Source organism: Streptomyces sp. KL109B, from assembly GCF_030766935.1.
Taxonomy (GTDB): domain Bacteria; phylum Actinomycetota; class Actinomycetes; order Streptomycetales; family Streptomycetaceae; genus Streptomyces.
The window spans coordinates 145,199-160,196 of record NZ_JASERL010000014.1 but is presented as its reverse complement, the minus strand read 5'-3'; the positions used below and the strand labels follow the sequence as shown (position 1 = coordinate 160,196).

Here is a 14,998-nt window from a genome sequence, read left to right as displayed (position 1 = left end):
TTCGCGATTTCGGACAGTGAACGTAACTCCGGACGCGAAGATTAGGCTCGGCGCACACCATGGTCAACACCCCGTGCATACCGGCCCATTGCCGCGGACAGGGATCACGCCACCCGCCCCTCACACCCGACTCACCGACCGCGCAAGGAGTCAGCGATGCCCCTCGCCCCCTTCCACCTCGCCATCCCGGTCGACGACCTCGCGGCCGCCCGCGACTTCTACGGCAAGGTGCTCGGCTTCGCCGAAGGACGCTCGGACACCCGGTGGATCGACTGGAACTTCGGCGGCCACCAGGTCGTCACCCACCAGGTCGGCGACGGCACACCCCGCGCCGGGCGCGAGGCCGTCGCGGGCACCAATCCGGTCGACGGGCACGAGGTGCCGGTACCGCACTTCGGCCTCGTGCTCCCGGTGCCCGAGTTCCAGCGCCTCGCCGAACGCCTCACCGCCGCGGGCACGGACTTCGTGATCGAGCCCTACGTACGCTTCCAGGGCGAACCCGGCGAACAGTGGACGATGTTCTTCCTGGATCCGGCGGGCAACGCCCTGGAGTTCAAGGCGTTCGCCGACCCGGACCAGCTGTTCACGGTGTGATCCGGCTAGCCTGCGAGCCGCGGCGGTCCCTGCCGCGGCACCCGACGAAAGCGAACACGGACATGACCACCACCGCCCGCGCCACCGTGCAGCACGAGGACGAGAACACCCGGGTCACCCGCTGGGACTTCGAGCCGGGCCAGAGCACCGGCCGTCACACCCACGCGTACGACTACGTCGTCGTCCCCGTCACGGACGGCGAGACCGATGTCATCACCCCCGACGGCACGGTCACGCGCAACGAGCTCCGCTCGGGCCGCTCCTACGCGCGCTCGGCGGGCAGCGAGCACGAGGTCGTCAACGCGGGCTCGGCGCCGCTGGCCTTCGTGGAGGTGGAGCGCAAGTAACCGCCGGAAGGCGAGCCGGTCCCGGGCCGCGGGGCCGATGAGTTCCCCTTCCGGCGGCGGTCTCCCCTGTGTCAGCCACCTACGGCTCACCGGAGGAGTTTCCGTGATCGACCTGAAGCCCGCCTGCGACCGGATGATCGACGTACTGGCCGCCGTGACCGACGACCAGCTCGCCTCGCCCACCGCAGGGAGGCGCCCGCGCCCGAGGCGTCCGGTGACTGGCGGGTGAACACGGCGAAGAGTGTGCGGGCGCTCGGCGACGCCTGGGACGACCCGGAGGCGTGGGAGGGCGAGACGGAAGGGCCCGGGTTCGTGCTGCCGAACGGCACCTGGGGCAAAGTCGCGCTCACCGAGATGGTGGTGCACGCCTGGGACCTCGCGAAGGCGACCGGCCAGGGCTTCGACCTGCCCGATGACACCTTGCGCGCCTGCTACGACCATGTCTCCGGATTCGTGGACCAGGCACCGCTGCCGGAACTCTGGGGCCCGCCGGTCGGGACACCTTCCGACGCGCCACTGATCGACCGGATCGTGGGCTGCACGGGCCGCCACCCGTAGACACACCACGGCATGCGCCACCGGCACACCCCGAATCCTCACCGTGCACCCTGCACAGCCACCTCCACCCCACAGTGCACTCGGCCCAACCCACCTCCCCGGCGGCCGCCGTAGCGTGCGGGCAACCGCAGTCGCTTTGGAGGTTCGATGGCCGCCGCACGCGCCGTCGGGGTCGACGATCACGCCCTGACCAGAGTGCCCGATGCCGCCCGTTACAGCTGGTGGTCCGTAGCCGTGCAGCGGTTCGGGCAGATCTCGGGGCTCAGCCAGTTCGTGCTCGGCGCGACGCTGGGCTTCGGGATGGACTTCTGGACGGCGTTCTGGGCGCTCACCCTCGGCTCGGTGATCGTCGAGGTGCTCTCGATCTTCGTGGGGATCATCGGCGTACGGGAGGGGCTTCCGACGTCCGTGCTGGCGCGCTGGACCGGCTTCGGCCGCGTCGGTTCCTCGCTCATCGGGCTCGCGATCGCGCTCAGCCTCATCGGCTGGTTCGGCATCCAGTCGGCGATATCCGCGGACGCGCTCGCCGGTCTCGTCGGGGTGTTCCCCGCGCCGGTCTGGTCGGTCCTGTTCGGGCTCGGCGTGACGGCCGTCGTGCTGTGGGGCTTCGGCTCCATGAAGTGGGCGGCGTACGTGACCGTGCCCGCGTTCCTGCTGCTCGTGGGCTGGTCCACGGTGCACGAGCTGGTGCGCTACGACATCGGGGGCCTGGTCGCCTCCGCGCCGCCGGGCCCGCAGCTCTCGCTCGTCCAGGGCACGACCCTCGTCGCGGGCGGCGCCATCGCGGGCGCCATCATCACGCCCGACATGACCCGCTTCAACCGCTCCACCTCCGACGTCGTCAAGCAGACCGTGGTGGGCATCTCGCTCGGTGAGTACGTCGTCGGGCTCGCCGGTGTGCTGCTCGCACACGCCACCCGGTCCGCCGACGTGACCGCGATCGCGGTGTCCTCGGTGGGCTGGGTCGGCACGCTCGTCGTCATCATGGGCGCGCTGAAGATCAACGACTGGAATCTGTACAGCTCGGGCCTCGGCGTCGTGAACTTCATCGAGTCCGTCTTCGGCCGCAAGGTGAACCGGGCCACCGTCACCGTCGTGCTCGGCGTCGTCGGCAGCCTCCTCGCGGCGGCGGGCATCCTCGACCGGTTCGCCGACTTCCTGACGCTGCTCGGCGTCGCCTTCCCGCCCATCGCGGGCGTGATGATCGCCGAGTACTTCGTGGTCAAGCGGTGGCGCGGCGAACTGGAGTCCTCCCGGGCCGCGGGCGCGCTGCCCGCGACGGCGCCGACCTGGGTCCCGGCGACGATCGTCGTGTGGGTGCTCGCGTTCTGCGTCGGCGAGTTCGTCCACTGGGGCCTGCCCAGCATCAACTCGGTCGTCTTCGCGTTCCTCGCGTACGTCGCCTTGGGCCGGCTCGGCCTGGTGCGCGGCGTCGGTGTGTCCCGCGACACGGGAGCCGGTGCCGGGGTGTCCGATGGGACCGCCGTCGCCCTCGAAGGCGACGGCTCCCCCGCCTCCCCGACCACGACCACCACCCCTCACGTTCCCGCCGCCCCCAGCGGCGCCTCCCGCTAAGGAGAGACTTCCGTGCGTATCGGAATCGATGTCGGCGGCACCAACACCGACGCCGTCCTGCTCGAAGGACCCCGGGTGCTCGCCACCACCAAGTCGGCGACCAGCCAGGACGTCACGTCCGGCATCGTGTCCGCGCTCGAGGCGCTGCGCGCGCAGCACCCCTTCGACCCGGCGGCGGTCGGCGCCGTGATGATCGGCACCACTCACTTCCTCAACGCGCTCGTCGAGGCCCGCGGCCTCGCCCCGACGGCGGCGCTGCGCCTCGGCCTGCCCGCGACGTCGGCGCTGCCCCCGTTCGTGGACTGGCCGGAGCGGCTGACGCGGGCGGTGGCCGGGCGGCCGTATCTGGCGCACGGCGGGCACGAGTTCGACGGCCGGAAGATCGCCGACCTGGACGAGGACGAGCTGCGTCGGCACGCCGCCGACATGGCCGCGCACGGCGTCAGGTCGGTGGCCATCTCGTCGGTGTTCTCGCCTGTGAGCGACGAGTTCGAGGTGCGGGCCGCCGAGATCCTGCGCACGGAGCTCGGCCCGGACGTGGCGCTGTCCCTGTCCCACGAGATCGGCCGCATCGGCCTGTTGGAGCGGGAGAACGCGACGGCCGTGAACGCGGCGCTGCGGGAGCTGGCCGCCGGAATCGTCGACGGCCTGGCGGGCGCGGTCGCCGGCTTCGGCATCACGGCGCCGCTGTATCTGAGCCAGAACGACGGCACGCTCATGGACCTGGAGTACGCCCGCCGCTACCCGGTCGCCACATTCGCGTCGGGCCCGACGAACTCGATGCGCGGCGCGGCCGTCCTGTCCGGGCTCGACACCTGCGCGGTCGTCGACGTCGGCGGCACGACCAGCGACATCGGCGTCCTCACGCAGGGCTTCCCGCGCGAGGCGGGGACGGCCGTGGACGTGGCGGGGGTGCGCACCAACTTCCGGATGCCGGACGTGCACAGCATCGGCATCGGCGGCGGCTCGCTGGTCGTCGACGACGGCGGCCGGGTCACGGTCGGCCCGCGCTCGGTCGGCTACCGGCTCACGGACGAGGCCCTCGTGTTCGGCGGCTCGACGCTGACCGCCACGGACGTGGCCGTGGCGGCGGGTCTCACGGACATCGGCGACCGCTCGGCGGTGGCACACCTGGACGCGCGCGTGGTGAAGGAGGCGCTGGACACGATCGCCGCGGACGTGGCGCGGGCGGTGGAGTCGATGCGCACGTCCCCGGAGCCGCTTCCCGTGGTCGCGGTCGGCGGCGGTTCGGTGCTGCTGCCCGACACCCTCCCCGAGTCCGGCACGGTCCACCGCCCCGACCACTTCGCGGTCGCGAACGCGATCGGGGCGGCCATCGCGCAGGTCGGCGGCGAGGTCGACCGGGTCTACGCGATCGACGCGGGGCGCCGCGAGGCGGTGCTCGACGAGGCGCGACAGGAGGCGGTCGACCGGGCCGTCGCCGCGGGCGCCAACCCCTCGGGCGTCCGGATCGTCGAGTTCGACGAGGTCCCCGTCCCGTACCTGCCGGGCAACGCCACCCGGATCCGCTGCAAGGCCGTGGGCGACCTGCAGCAGGTCGACTGATCCGCCGCACCCCACCTACGTAAGAAGAGGTACGAACACATGAGCTGGACCCTGGGCCTCGATGAGCTGGACGACCTGGCGCGCGGCGCCGCGATCCTCGGCACCGGAGGCGGCGGCGACCCCACCATCGGGCGCCTCCTGGTGCGGGAGGCGATGCGCGAGCACGGTCCGGTGACCGTCCTCGACCCGGACGAGGTGGCGGACGACGCGTTCGTGATCCCGGTCGCGAACATGGGCGCGCCGACCGTGATGGTCGAGAAGCTGCCCGGCGCCGACGAGCCAGTGGCGGCGCTACGCGCCCTGGAACGCCTCACGGGCCGCACGGCGGACGCGACGATGCCCATCGAGTGCGGCGGCAGCAACTCCCTCATCCCGCTGATCGTCGCGGCCCGCACCGGCCTCCCCGTCGTCGACGCGGACGGCATGGGCCGCGCCTTCCCCGAACTCCAGATGGAGACCTTCCACGTGTACGGGATCCCGGCCTCGCCCCTCGCGATGGCCGGCGAACACGGCGAGACGTGTGTCTTCGACACCGGCGCGGACACCAAGCGCCTGGAGGACCTGGCGCGCCGCGCCACGGTCGGCCTCGGCGGCGGCGCGGCCATCGCCGAGTACTCGATGACGGGCGCCCAGCTCAAGCGCACCGCGGTCCCCCGCACGCTCTCCCTCGCCCTGTCGCTCGGCCGGGCGGTCCGCGAGGCGCGCGAGGCGCACCGGGACCCGGTCGAGGCGCTCGGCGAGGCGGTGGGCGGCACGATCTACGGTCACCTGCGCGTCCTGTTCCACGGCAAGGTCACCGACGTGGAACGCCGCACGGAGGGCGGCTTCGCCCGCGGCCGCGCCACGTTCGCCGCGTTCGAGGGCGACTCGGCCCTCGAACTCCGCTTCCAGAACGAACACTTGGCGGCAGTCCTCGACGGCGAGCCCATCTGCGTCGTCCCGGACCTGATCTGCGTCCTGGAAGCGGACACCGGCGAACCCATCACCACGGAAGCGCTCCGCTACGGCCAACGCGTCACGGTCATCGGCATCGCGGCCCCCGCCATCATGCGCACCCCGGAAGCCCTGCGGGTCTTCGGCCCATCCTGCTTCGCCCTCCCGTACACCTTCCAGCCGCTGGAGGACCGCCTGCCGCAATAGGGCTTCGGCGGCGGGTGACCATATTCAAGCCCCTGCGGCGATTGAGCAGCGGGGTCCGGGGCGGAGCCCCGAGGCGCAGGGGGAAGGTGGCGCTGCGAGAATCGGCGGCGTGCCACAAACGATCACCACGGCCGACGTCCCCACCCTCGTCACCGGCGTCAACGTCCTCGGCTGCGGCGGAGGCGGCGACGCCGCGTCCTTCGCGTCGATGCTCCGCCACACCCTCGGCCCGACCGGCACCGTCACCTGGCACGACGCCGACCACACACCCCACCCCACCGACCCCGTCGTCGTCCCGGTCGGCGTCGTCGGCGCCGTCAACGTACTGAGCGAGAAACTCCCGAACGGCCACGAGTTCCGCGAGGCCATCACCGCGGTGACCCGCTGGACGGGAGGCCCCACCCCCGACGCCCTGATGGCCGCGGAGGCCGGTGGCCCCAACGCCCTCACGGTGCTGCTCGCCGCGCTCGACCTCGGCCTCCCGGTCATCGACGTCGACCTGATGGGCCGCGCCCTGCCCCGCCTCGACCAGCTCAGCTGGGCGGTGCGCGGCCTCCCGGTCACCCCCTGCGCCCTGGCCGAACCGGGCGGCCAGATCCTGGTCGTGGACCGCACGGACGCCCGCGGCCTGGAACGCACGGTGCGCGCCTTCCTGGCGGGCGCGGGCGGCTGGGCGGCACTCGCCCTCGCCCCGGTCCGCCTCGGCGCGGTGCGCGACGCGTGCGTGCACGGCTCCCTCACCCGCGCCCTGGGCATCGGCCGCGCCCACGCCACCCTCCCGCCCCGCCCGGCCAGGGCCGACGTCGCGGCGGCACTCGGCTGCCGGGTGCTCGCGGCGGGCCGGATCCGTGAGGTCGCCCGCAGCGAGGCCCCCGGTTTCGGCCGCGGCAGCATAACGGTGGTGGACGCGGCGTCCGGCGCCGTCGTCCGCCTGGAGACGGAGAACGAGATCCTGCTCGCCCTGTCCGACGGCGAGGTCACCGCGACCGTCCCCGACGTGATCTGCCTCCTCGACCGCCGCACGGCGCTCCCCGTGGCCATCGACCGGATCCGCCCCGGCCAGGAGGTCATCGCGGCGACCCTTCCGGGCCCGGAATTCTGGCGCGACCCCGGCACTCGGCCGCATGTGTCACCACGGGCGTTCGGCCTCGACACGGAGGCCGTCGACTCCGAGGCGGTCGCCCGATGACCGGCACACCCCCCACCGGCACCTCCTCCCACACCCCCGGCGGCGTCCCGCTCTCCGCCATGCTCGCCCACCCCACCTGGCACGACGTCACCCTCCTCGCGGGCCCCCGGGACGACCGCCCCGTCCACCACCCCGTAGCCGCACAGGACTTGACCCACTCACCGCCCGAGGATCGCGCCGGCCGGCTCCTCGTCCTCCTCGGCGGCGCCGACCGCGGCGACTGGCGGCTGGACGCCCTGCTGCGCCGCGCGCACAGCGCATCCGTCGCGGCGCTGCTGATCCCCGAGGTGACACCTCTGCGCACCTCGTCGACGCTGCTCGCCGACCGCCTGCGGCTGCCCGTCCTCGGCTCCCCCGACCCGCTCGCCGCGTACCTCGCCCTGGAGCGGACGACCGCCGAACCGGCCCTGCTGCGCGCCGATTCGACCCTGCGCACCGCTCAGGTGTGTGCCCGCGCGGACGGCACCGTGGACGCGTTGCTCGCCGATCTCGGCGCACTGCTGCACCGCCCGATCGCCCTCATCACCGCCGACGCCCGACACCTCGCGGGCGACCCGGCCACCGTGACCGGCGCCGAACAGCACACAGTGGCCCACCAGTTGACGGGACCCCCGCTCCCCCGCCCCCTCGACCTCCCCGGCGGCGCCCGCCTGATCACCCATCCCGTCGGCACGGAGCGCGTCCGCCCCCGCCTCGCCGTCCGCCTGCCCGCCCGGCTCGCCCCGGAGGCCGACGCGGTGGCGGCGGCGCTCGATGTGGCGTCCGGCGCCGTACGGGAACGCCTCGCGCTGCGCCGCCTCGACCTGGAACGCAGCGCCCGCCACCGCACCTCCCTGCTCGGCGAGTTGCTGCGCCCGGCGGGCGGCGAGATCCCGGACGCGGTGCGCCGGCACGCGGTCGAGTTCGGCTGGCGCCTCGACGGCTGGCACACCGGCATCCGCATCGGCACCGGACCCGACGTCGACGTGGCGGGCCTGCGCGCCGAGGTCACGGACGCGTTCGCGGCGGAGTCGCTCGCCGCGCAGGTCGTCGAGCAGGGCGACGGCTGGTCCGCCTGGACCAGCGCCGACCAGGAGCCCTCGACCAGCGGCATCGAGCAGCACGCCGCAGCGGTGCGCCGCGTGCAGCGCCGGCTGCCCGAGGTGCTGCACGCGTACGTCGGGGTGGGCCGCGCCCACCCCGGTCCGACCGGCATCGCCCGCAGCCTCGGCGAGGCGGCCGACGCGGCGCGGCTCGCGCAGGGCCGGGAGGCGAGCGGCCGGTTCTTCCACGTCGACCGCCTCGGCCTCGCCCAACTCCTCCTCGCCTGGACCCGCACCGACACCTTCCAGCCCGCGGCCCGCTCCCTCCTCGCCCCGCTGTCCGGCGAACCCGGCGACCTGGTGCACACCCTCACCGCGTACCTCGACGCCGAGTCCTCCACGGCCGAGACCGCCGCCGTCCTCGGCGTGCACCGCAACACGGTCGCGGCGCGGATCGCCCGCGTACAGCAGCTGTTGAGCGTCGACCTCGCGGATCCGGACGAGCGCCTGGCGCTGCACCTGGCGTGCCGGACGGCGATGGACGGATGACATGGGAACGCAGGCCACGATGCGGGACGATATAGGTCACGATCTGACCTAGTGGCTGTCTAACGTGTTCGTACCGAGCACCGAACGGGCTCACCGACGCGAGAGGCGGACACCATGACCACCAGCGAGCAGACCACCACCCCCGTCACGGGCGAGCGCGCCGACCTCCTGGCGGCACTGGCCAAGCAGCGGCACTTCCTGACCTTCCCCACCCGCGACCTGACGGACGACCAGGCGCGGCAGCACACCACGGCGAGCGAGCTGTGCCTCGGCGGTCTCATCAAGCACGTCACCGAGGTGGAGCGCGGCTGGGCGGGCTTCATCCTCAAGGGCCCTGCCGCGATGCCGGACTTCACGGCGATGACCGAGGACGACTGGGCGGCCCGCGAGAGGACCTTCCAGCTGGGCCCCGACGAGACACTGGCCGGGGTGCTGGCCGCCTACGAGGAGACCGCGCGCGCCACCGACGAGCTGGTGGCGACCGTGGCCGACCTGGACCACAAGTGGCCGCTGCCGAAGGCCCCGTGGAACGAGCCGGGCGCCGAGTGGTCGATCCGCCAGGTCCTGATCCACATCGTCGCGGAGACCGCGCAGCACTCGGGCCACGCCGACATCATCCGCGAGTCCCTGGACGGTTCCAAGAGCATGGGCTAGGTGTGCTGTTCGGGCCCGTTGGTGACTGGCCCGCCGGTGTCCCGAGGACCGATGATGTCAGCCATGACATCATCACGTGCGAACACCCAGGTCACCACCGAACTGCTCGCCTCGCTCGCCGACGGCTCGGTGCGCGTCGTCGACCTGACGGCGCCGCTGTCCTCGGGGACACCGATCCTTCCGCTGCCCGAACCGATGCGCCCGATACCGCGTTTCGAGCTGGAGCGGATCGCCGACTGGGACGATCCGGGCGAGATCTCGTTCCAGAACCACATCCACACGGGCGAGCACGTGGGTACCCACTTCGACGCTCCGGTGCACTGGTCGTCGGGGCGGGACCTGGAGGACGTGGGGAGTGTGCCGGCGGCGCGGCTGGTGGGTCCTGCCGTCGTGGTGGACAAGTCGGCCGAGTGTGCCAAGGACCCCGATCATCTGTTGGGGCTCGACGAGTTGAAGGCGTGGGAGCGTGCGCACGGCGCCCTGCCAGAGGGCGGCTGGCTGCTGTACCGCACGGGGTGGGACACCCGCTCCGACGACGAGACGGCGTTCCTGAACGCGGACGACAACGGCCCGCACACCCCCGGTCTCACCGCCGAGTGCGCCCGGTACCTGGCGGAGGAGACGGGGATCGTCGGCATCGGCGTGGAGACGGTCGGCACCGACGCCGGTCAGGCCTTCCGCTTCGAACCGCCCTTCCCCGTGCACCACTTCATGCTCGGCAACGGCAAGTACGGTGTCACGCAACTGCGCAACGTGGCCGAACTTCCGCCTACGGGCACGGTGTTGGTGGTCGCGCCGCTGCGCATCGTCGGCGGCTCCGGCAGCCCCACCCGCGTACTCGCGCTCGCCCCTGTCACGGAGGGCGCGTGAGCATGCTGGTACGGGAAGCCATCGGCCGCGAGCTGCACCGGCTCGGTGTGCGCACCGCGTTCGGCGTGGTGGGCAGCGGCAACTTCCATGTCACGGGCGCGCTCGTGGCGGCGGGCGCGCGGTTCGTGGCGGCGCGGCACGAGGGCGGCGCCGCCGTCATGGCGGACGCCCACGCCCGCACGAGCGGCGAGGTCACGGTTCTCACGACGCACCAGGGCTGCGGGTACACCAACTCCCTGACGGGGGTAGCCGAGGCCGCGAAGAGCCGCACGCCGCTGCTCGTGGTGACGGCGGAGGCGACGGGGCGCACGTCGAACTTCCACGTCGATCAGCCGGCCATCGCCGAGGGCGTCGGGGCGGTGTCGGCGCGCGTCCGCTCCGCGCGCACGGCGCTCGACGACGTCACCCGCGCGTTCCGGCTGTGCGCCGAGGAGCGCCGCACGGTGGTCCTCAACGTTCCCATCGACGTACAGGACGAGCCGCTGCCCGCCGACGCGGTGGCGCCGCGCCGCCGTCCGGCCCCCGGGCTGCCCCGCCCTGCGGCCTCGGACGTCGAGTCCTTCGCCGAGCTGCTGCGGGGCGCCGAGCGGCCGGTGTTCGTGGCGGGTCGTGGCGCGCGCTCCGCCGGGGCGGGCGAGGCGATCGCCGCGCTGGCCGAACGCACGGGGGCGCTGCTGGCCACGTCGGCGGTGGCGCGCGGCCTGTTCGCCGGGCGGCCCGGTGGCGACTGGTGTCTGGATGTGGCGGGCGGCTTCGCGACGCCGCTGGCCGCCGAGCTGATCTCGGGCGCCGACCTGATCGTGGGCTGGGGCTGCGCCCTGAACATGTGGACCATGCGGCACGGCCGCCTCATCTCCGACACGGCGCGGGTCGTCCAGGTCGACGTCGACCGCGAGGCCCTCGGCCGCACCCGCGACATCGACCTGGGCCTGTGGGGCGGTGTCACGGAGACCGCGAACGACACCGCTTCACACCTGCCGGACGCGGCGCGGGTCACCGGTTATCGCACCCCGGACGTCGCCAAACGCCTTGCCAGCGAGGGGCGTTGGCCGCAGGTCCCGTACGAGGACGGCACGGGCGGGGGCCGTATCGATCCTCGTACGCTGACCATCGCGCTCGACCGCATGCTTCCGGCCGCGCGCACGGTCGCCGTCGACTCCGGCAATTTCATGGGCTATCCGAGCATGTACCTCGACGTGCCCGACCAGGACGGCCTCTGCTTCACGCAGGCCTTCCAGTCCATCGGCCTCGGCCTGTCGACGGCGATCGGCGCGGCGCTCGCCCGCCCCGACCGGCTGCCGGTGGCGGCCTGCGGGGACGGCGGATTCCTGATGGGCGTATCGGAGTTGGAGACGGCGGTACGGCTCGGGCTGCCGCTCCTGGTGGTCGTCTACAACGACGCCATGTACGGCGCCGAGGTGCACCACTTCGGGCACGAGGCCGGGGCGCCCGCTCCCGATCTGTCGACCGTCACCTTCCCCGAGACGGACCTCGCGGCGCTGGCCCGCGGCCAGGGCTGCGCGGCGCTGACGGTGACCGCGGAGGAGGATCTGGCCCCGCTCGCCGAGTGGCTGAAGGCGCCGGACCGGCCGATGGTGATCGACGCGAGGACGACGCGCGACGAGGGTTCCTGGTGGCTTCACGAGGCCTTCGGTCACTGAGGCCGGTCCCTCGGGACCGGCGGCGACCCCCGCCGGGAATCGGATACGAACATCGGCGGGGGTCACCCACGAGAAAGCACGGCTCCCCTTCGCGCGCTTCCTCGTCGGTTCCGTCCAGTGTGCCGCGGGACCGCGGGAGGAAGCCCCAGCCGGCACACCTCGGACGGAGGACCACAGTCGCGTTGTCGGCGATGCGACTGTGGCGTCTACAGCCAAGTTGCCCGGGGACCAGGGGCGTTGAAGAGGGTTACCCCCTTCGGTACATCCAAACGTATGGCACATGCCAGAGGCGTCTCAAGACCTGCTTTGCGCCTAGGTCGGCCGAATTCGCATGAGCCATGGGCACGTGCATATTTCTGTCGCGGCCTGAGTGTTTCTCCTTAGTGGTCTTGTGTGCTTGTGCGCATGGGGGACGCTTGTGCGTCCCGCCGGGCGCGCCATGCCACTGGCCAGCCGACGGCGAACGCCGCGAGGACGACCGCCTGCCCGGTGCCCAGTCCTTCCGACACGGTCGGCCCTTGGCCCACGATCAGCAGGCCCGCCACCACGAGGGCCGGCAGCACGGCGCCCGCCGTCCACCCCCAACCTCGGCCCGCGGCCCTCGCGCACACCGCGGCGGTGACCAGGATCAGTGCCACGACGGCGCCGAGGAGCATCCGCGCGGGCCCCGGCAGGGCGCTGTCCGCGTCGGCCACCGCCCTGCCGAGCACGGCCGCGAGCGCCGCCACGGCTCCGGCGAACAGGCAGTGCAGCGGCAGCACCAGGTGCACGGGGAGCGCCTCAGGGGCGAGCAGCGGAAGCCCGTGCGCGCCGCCCAGCAGCGCGAGCGCCCACACGAGGACGAGGATGGCGAAGGCGCCGACGGCGACGATCCGCACCGAGCCGTTCCACTCGGCCTCTCCGGCGGCGTCGACGGACTGGACGAGGCCCTCGCCGAGGACGATCAGCACGAACAGGCCGAGGCGTTCGGAGAGGTGCGCGAGGTCCGCGGTCACCAGCTCGGGCTTCTGCAGGGCCCGGCGGCCCCGCTCGCCGATGTCCCGGGCGGGGCGCCCGGCGTCGGCGCGGCGTTCCTCCTGTTCGAGCCTTCGCTGTACGCGCTCCCTGGCCTGGTCCCAGTGCTCGTCTACCGCCTCCTGCATCCCGGCGCGCGAGACCCGCACCATGACGAACACGTCGATGGCGAGGCCCAGCGCCCACAGCCACAGGCGGCCGTCCCCGTGCACCCACAGCGACACGATCCACGGCACGAGCCCGCCGCTGAGCTGGAGGATCGGCAGGTCGACGACCACCTGCCCGGGCCGGTTCGCGGCGCGGGACGCGATCGTGCGCACGACCACGTAGGCGAGGGCGAACGCGAACGCCTTCTCGTCCGACTCCCGCACCCCGGGCACGGCCGCCGCCATCACCGCCATCCCGAACATGGCGACGATGACGACGAGCGTGCGGGCCCGGTCCTGGGCCACATTGCCGTACATCGTGAACATGACCCAGACGGACCAGAACGCCAGGAACAGCAGCCCGTACTCGCCGAGCGCGGCCCAGGTCGGACCGGTGTGCAGCAGGTGGGCGAGCTGTCCCACGCCCGCGACGACGATCAGGTCGAAGAACAGTTCCAGCCACGAGGCATGGCGTTCGGCGGCGGGCTCGTCCACCACGTCGAGAGAATCCGGCATACCGGAATTATCTACGCAACAGGTGCCGCATGTGCGGAGTGCCGTGCGCGGCGCGCCCCGGGAACGCACCGCCTGGCATGTGCCAAACGGAAAGTCCGGGCCGGTCGCGGCCGTTACCGGCCACCCCCTACCGGCCAGTCACCCGAGATCGGCGAATCCCCTGACCAGACAGGCGAGTTGACGTATGGTCGGCCAATGGACGGAGCGCAGTGGTTGGCCTCCTGTCACCGTAAGCCGAGTTCGGCATATGCCGCTTGGGAGCGTTCGCCGTTTCTGGCGAGGCTTCCGGCGGGCCGCGCCTGGGACGCCTTGTGCGTACAACAGCCCCTCGGTCTGACGGTGTTGTGGGAGCTGGGCAAGGAGGCGGACGCCGTGCCGGTGCTCGAGGAGCACGCCAAGCCGCGCCCGGTCTTCTACATCCTCACCGGCCTCGACGCGACGGACGGCGCGGACTGGCCGGAGGCGGAGGACGTGCGGATGCTCACGGCGGGCGAGGAGCTGTCGATGCCCTCGCCGGACGCCGACGCCATCACGGGCGTCCGCCACCACTCGTTCCTGTGGCGCACCCCTCCGGACGGCTCCGGCAGGCTCGCCGACGCCCAACTCCTGCGCACCGCACTGAAGTCGGCGCTTGACCCCTGCCGCCAGGCCGAGCGGATAAGAGCGGCCCGCGCCGTCTTCTGGGCGAGCAAGCGGCACAGCCCCTGAGACGGCCCCGCGCGGGAATCACCCACAGCCGATGTCTGTACTGTGCACTGGTACCGGTCGTCCAAGGAAAGACCGGTTGTCCCAGGAAGGTGATCCCCCATCGCCAGCAACACAGGCAGCAATACAGGCAGCACGACAGCCAGCAGGACCGTGCACATCCCCACCTCCGACGGACAGGCCGACGCCTTCGTCGCCCACCCCGACGACGGTGCCCGGCACCCGGGCGTGCTGCTCTACATGGACGCCTTCGGAGTGCGTCCCGTGATCGAGGAGCTCGCCCGCGAACTGGCCGGACACGGCTATTACGTCCTCGCGCCGAATGTCTACTACCGGCGCGGCGCCACGCCCGTCGTGGAGCTTCCCGAGCACATCAGCGAGGAGAACAGGCCCGAGATCTTCGGCAAGCTGATGCCGCTGCTCGAGGAGCACACCGCCGAGCGCGCCCTGAGCGACGCCGATGCCTACGTCGACTTCCTCACCGCACAGGCCGAGGTCGCCGACGGCGGGATCGGTGTGACCGGCTACTGCATGGGCGCAGCGCTCGCGCTGCGCACCGCGTCGGCCCGCCCCGACCGGGTCGCCGCCGTCGCCGGATTCCACCCGGGCATGCTCGTCACGGACGCCCCCGACAGCGCGCATCTCTCCGCCGACAAGGTCGCCGCCCGCGTCCACCTCGGCCTCGCCGAGGGCGACCTCACGCCCGAGGCGGTCGCCGAGTTGAACAAGTCCTTCGAGGCCGCCGGCGTCGAGCACGCCATCGAGCTGTACCCGGGCAGCGTGCACGGCTTCACGATGGCCGACACCTCCGCCTTCGACGCGGACGCGCTGAAGCGCCACTGGGACCGGCTGCTGCCCCTGCTCGACGGCGCCCTGCGCGACGCCGCCTGAG

Annotated in this window: 14 protein-coding genes; 13 read left to right on the top strand and 1 reads right to left on the bottom strand. The window is 72.7% G+C overall.

Annotated features, from left to right (window positions below; translation table 11 throughout):
* Window positions 1-156: 156 nt before the first annotated feature.
* The 11 genes from RBJ65_RS35560 to RBJ65_RS35510 all read left to right on the top strand — a co-directional run bounded on the left by RBJ65_RS35560 (window position 157) and on the right by RBJ65_RS35510 (window position 11,725).
* Window positions 157-594: a VOC family protein gene (locus RBJ65_RS35560; protein ID WP_306319546.1), complete on the top strand. Its 438-nt coding sequence runs from the start codon at window positions 157-159 to the stop codon at window positions 592-594.
* Window positions 595-656: 62 nt separating this feature from the next.
* The gene (locus RBJ65_RS35555; protein WP_306319545.1) at window positions 657-941 is read left to right on the top strand and encodes a cupin domain-containing protein; all 285 of its coding nucleotides are present in this window, start codon (window positions 657-659) and stop codon (window positions 939-941) included.
* Between the two features lie 66 nt (window positions 942-1,007).
* A complete protein-coding gene (locus RBJ65_RS35550) occupies window positions 1,008-1,499 on the top strand; it encodes a TIGR03086 family metal-binding protein (RefSeq protein WP_306319647.1) in 492 nt (163 codons plus the stop codon).
* A gap of 147 nt (window positions 1,500-1,646) precedes the next feature.
* Entirely contained in the window at window positions 1,647-3,074 is a 1,428-nt protein-coding gene (locus tag RBJ65_RS35545; RefSeq protein WP_306319544.1) for a cytosine permease, read from the top strand.
* Between the two features lie 12 nt (window positions 3,075-3,086).
* Entirely contained in the window at window positions 3,087-4,640 is a 1,554-nt protein-coding gene (locus RBJ65_RS35540) for a hydantoinase/oxoprolinase family protein (protein WP_306319543.1), read from the top strand.
* Window positions 4,641-4,679: 39 nt separating this feature from the next.
* Window positions 4,680-5,780, top strand: coding sequence for a DUF917 domain-containing protein (locus RBJ65_RS35535; RefSeq protein WP_306319542.1), 1,101 nt, complete (start codon window positions 4,680-4,682; stop codon window positions 5,778-5,780).
* 109 nt (window positions 5,781-5,889) lie between these two features.
* Window positions 5,890-6,969 carry a DUF917 domain-containing protein gene (locus tag RBJ65_RS35530; protein ID WP_306319541.1) on the top strand — a complete coding sequence of 360 codons (1,080 nt, stop codon included), beginning with the start codon at window positions 5,890-5,892 and terminating at the stop codon, window positions 6,967-6,969.
* The gene (locus tag RBJ65_RS35525; RefSeq protein ID WP_306319540.1) at window positions 6,966-8,540 is read left to right on the top strand and encodes a CdaR family transcriptional regulator; all 1,575 of its coding nucleotides are present in this window, start codon (window positions 6,966-6,968) and stop codon (window positions 8,538-8,540) included. The genes RBJ65_RS35530 and RBJ65_RS35525 overlap by 4 nt, the downstream gene beginning before the upstream one ends.
* 114 nt (window positions 8,541-8,654) lie before the next feature.
* Entirely contained in the window at window positions 8,655-9,194 is a 540-nt protein-coding gene (locus RBJ65_RS35520) for a DinB family protein (protein WP_306319539.1), read from the top strand.
* A gap of 63 nt (window positions 9,195-9,257) precedes the next feature.
* Complete coding sequence (locus RBJ65_RS35515) at window positions 9,258-10,064, top strand: cyclase family protein (RefSeq protein WP_306319538.1); 807 nt, start codon at window positions 9,258-9,260, stop codon at window positions 10,062-10,064.
* Between the two features lie 2 nt (window positions 10,065-10,066).
* On the top strand, window positions 10,067-11,725 hold the full coding sequence (locus tag RBJ65_RS35510) for a thiamine pyrophosphate-binding protein (RefSeq protein WP_306319646.1): 1,659 nt from the start codon (window positions 10,067-10,069) through the stop codon (window positions 11,723-11,725).
* Window positions 11,726-12,105: 380 nt separating this feature from the next.
* Here RBJ65_RS35510 and RBJ65_RS35505 read toward each other — a convergent pair whose 3' ends face one another.
* The gene (locus RBJ65_RS35505) at window positions 12,106-13,401 is read right to left on the bottom strand and encodes a low temperature requirement protein A (RefSeq protein WP_306319537.1); all 1,296 of its coding nucleotides are present in this window, start codon (window positions 13,399-13,401) and stop codon (window positions 12,106-12,108) included.
* 339 nt (window positions 13,402-13,740) lie between these two features.
* Between RBJ65_RS35505 and RBJ65_RS35500 the strand changes: the two genes are divergently transcribed.
* Entirely contained in the window at window positions 13,741-14,109 is a 369-nt protein-coding gene (locus RBJ65_RS35500; RefSeq protein WP_306319536.1) for a hypothetical protein, read from the top strand.
* A 150-nt stretch (window positions 14,110-14,259) separates the two neighbouring features.
* Complete coding sequence (locus RBJ65_RS35495; protein WP_306319535.1) at window positions 14,260-14,997, top strand: dienelactone hydrolase family protein; 738 nt, start codon at window positions 14,260-14,262, stop codon at window positions 14,995-14,997.
* The last annotated feature ends 1 nt before the right edge of the window (window position 14,998 follow it).

Bases quoted from the DNA above. Each gene is read 5' to 3' on its own strand.
- RBJ65_RS35545 (WP_306319544.1), top strand. From the start codon at position 1,647: ATGGCCGCCGCACGCGCCGTCGGGGTCGACGATCACGCCCTGACCAGA.
- RBJ65_RS35515 (WP_306319538.1), top strand. From the start codon at position 9,258: ATGACATCATCACGTGCGAACACCCAGGTCACCACCGAACTGCTCGCC.
- RBJ65_RS35510 (WP_306319646.1), top strand. From the start codon at position 10,067: ATGCTGGTACGGGAAGCCATCGGCCGCGAGCTGCACCGGCTCGGTGTG.
- RBJ65_RS35505 (WP_306319537.1), bottom strand. From the start codon at position 13,401: ATGCCGGATTCTCTCGACGTGGTGGACGAGCCCGCCGCCGAACGCCAT.
- RBJ65_RS35555 (WP_306319545.1), top strand. From the start codon at position 657: ATGACCACCACCGCCCGCGCCACCGTGCAGCACGAGGACGAGAACACC.
- RBJ65_RS35535 (WP_306319542.1), top strand. From the start codon at position 4,680: ATGAGCTGGACCCTGGGCCTCGATGAGCTGGACGACCTGGCGCGCGGC.
- RBJ65_RS35525 (WP_306319540.1), top strand. From the start codon at position 6,966: ATGACCGGCACACCCCCCACCGGCACCTCCTCCCACACCCCCGGCGGC.
- RBJ65_RS35520 (WP_306319539.1), top strand. From the start codon at position 8,655: ATGACCACCAGCGAGCAGACCACCACCCCCGTCACGGGCGAGCGCGCC.
- RBJ65_RS35560 (WP_306319546.1), top strand. From the start codon at position 157: ATGCCCCTCGCCCCCTTCCACCTCGCCATCCCGGTCGACGACCTCGCG.